At 61.5% G+C, this 2,574-nt stretch carries 2 protein-coding genes; both read left to right on the forward strand.

The features are described from left to right. On the forward strand, window positions 1-1,580 hold a 1,580-nt coding region (locus tag AC1DUU_RS29135; protein WP_476786803.1), incomplete at its 5' end, for an aminotransferase class I/II-fold pyridoxal phosphate-dependent enzyme. Window positions 1,581-1,660: 80 nt separating this feature from the next. Continuing rightward, window positions 1,661-2,574: aspartate-alanine antiporter-like transporter (locus AC1DUU_RS29140; protein ID WP_476786804.1), on the forward strand; the 914-nt coding region annotated here is incomplete at its 3' end.

The raw sequence follows: 2,574 nt of genomic DNA on the forward strand, positions 1-2,574 counted from the left end.
ACAAGATGGCAGTGCAAGCATTGCTTGCACCCGGCGACATCGCAGTGGTGGACCGCAATTGCCACAAGTCGCACCACTACGGCATGGTCCTCACCGGCGCGCAGCCCTACTACGTCGAAGCCTTCCCGATGACGGAATATTCGATGTACGGCGCGGTACCGCTCGCCACCATCAAGCGGGCGCTGCTGGCATTGCGAGCCGAGGGCCGTCTGAACCGGCTGAAACTGCTTGATCTSACCAACTGCACCTTCGACGGMCATATSTACAATGTTCGCCGCGTTATGGAGGAATGCCTCGCCCTCAAGCCGGACCTCATCTTTCTCTGGGACGAGGCATGGTCCGGGTTTGCCCGCTTCTCGCCGTTCCTGCGTCCGCGCACGGCCATGGGGGCTGCCGCGGATCTCGAGGATTGGCTGCGGGATCCGGCGTCCGTCGATGCATATGAAAAGCAGCAGGCGGAACTCGGCGACAAACCCTCTGACGAGAAGCTGCTAGCAACGCGTCTGATCCCCGATCCGCGGCTAGTGCGGCTTCGTGTCTACCAGACCAATTCCACGCACAAGTCGATGTCCGCCATCCGCCAGGGTTCCATGCTTCTGGTCAAGGACGTGGATTTTCACACGGTGGAAGCTCAGTTCCACGAGGCAGTCTTTACCCATGCCTCGACCAGCCCCAACCAACAGCTGATCGCCAGCCTCGACGTCGCACGGCGGCAGATGGAGCTCGAGGGTTATGGGTTGGTAATGAATGCTATCGAGATCGGGCTCAAGATCCGTCGCGCGGTGAACGAACACCCGCTGATCTCGAAATACTTCCGCGTGCTCGGCGCCGACGAAATGATCCCGGCACAGTACCGCCAGTCCGGCTTCAAGGATTATCTCGCGCCGGGCTCGACCTGGGCCACTGCGGTCAAGGCGATGCGAGAAGACGAATTCTACCTCGATCCCACCCGCATGACTTTGGTCTGCGGAACCGCCGGTTTTGACGGAACCCAGTTCAAGGGCCTGCTGGCGAACGAGTATGACATCCAGCTGAACAAAACGTCGCGCAACAGCGTGCTGCTGCAGTCGAACATCAACAACACAAGAAGCGACATCGCCCACCTCATCCGCGTCCTGGTCGAGATCTGCCATGGCATCGAAAAGCGTCTTGCGGACGGCGGGGAGGGAGAACGCGCGGCCTTTGCGGCGCGGGTGAAGTCGCTGATGACCGACGTGCCCGACCTTCCCAATTTCAGCCATTTCCACGAGATGTATCGCAGCGACGCCGGGCGGGACACGCCGGAGGGCGACATTCGCTCCGCCTTCTTCAACGCCTATGACGCCTCCGTTTGCGAATATGTGCCGCTCGCCGGCGCCGAGTGCGACAAGCGGCTGCGCGAGGGGCCGGAGATGGTGTCGGCCAACTTCGTCATTCCCTACCCGCCGGGCTTCCCGATCATGGTGCCGGGCCAGGTGCTGACACAAGAGACGATCGACTTCATGCGAAAGCTCGATGTGAAGGAAATCCACGGCTATGAGAAGGCGAGAGGACTGAAACTGGTGAAACCAGAAGCCGTCGCAGCCAAGTCGAAGCGCTGAAGCGGGTACTGCCCAAGCCGCGCTGTGCAATGGTGCATGCGCGGTAGCTTGGGCTCGGGAAGGCGGGAGCAAGTTTGATCATGGCTTGGTTCGAACATTTCCTTGTCAAGTATCCCGAGCTCGCCGTGTTCGCTGCGATCAGCATCGGCTACCTGATCGGCGGCATAAAATTTGGAGGTTTCAGCCTGGGGCCGGTTACCGGCTCCCTCTTTGCGGGCATCCTGATCGGGCAGTTCGCCGAAGTGCCGGTTTCGAGTACGGCGAAGTCTTTCCTCTTCCTGCTCTTCCTCTTTGGCATCGGCTACTCGGTCGGGCCACAGTTCCTGCAGGCCTTGAAGCGCGACGGGGTAAAGCCGGTGGTGCTCGCCGTGGTCGTGTGCGTGACAGGGCTCCTCACCGCCATCGCCGTTGCCAAGACGCTCGGCCTCGACCCGGGTTTCTCGGCGGGGCTCCTCTCGGGCGCGCTCACCGAGAGCCCGGCGATGGGCACGGCGACCGAGGCCATCAACGCGCTCCCTCTGCCTGAGGCAGACCGTGCCCGGTTTGTGGCACACATCGCTGTAGCAGACGCGGTGTGCTACATATTCGGTGCGGTTGGCGTCATCTTGTTCTGCAGTGTCGCCGGGCCAAAGCTGCTCGGCATCGACCTGACTGCCGAGGCACTCAAGCTGGAGAAGGAACTTGGCATCAAGCGCGTTGCGGCTGGTGTTTCGTCAGCCTGGCACAGATTTGAGTTGCGCGCCTATCGGATCGCGGCGCATGCGCCAATCGTCGGCCTGTCAGTGAAGGCCGCCGAGGAAAAATTTCCAGAGCATCGGCTTTTCGTCCAGCGCTTACGGCGGGGAGGCGAGATCATGGAGTCGACCCCACAGCTTGTGATCGAGACCGGCGACGTCGTTGCAGTGTCGGGTCGACGAGAGACGCTGGTGGACGTGCTAGAGCAGCGCGCCGACGAGGTTGAGGATCCTGAGCTCCTCGATGTCCCGGTCTCGAT

This window comes from Aminobacter sp. P4_H6_2 (genome assembly GCF_056400805.1).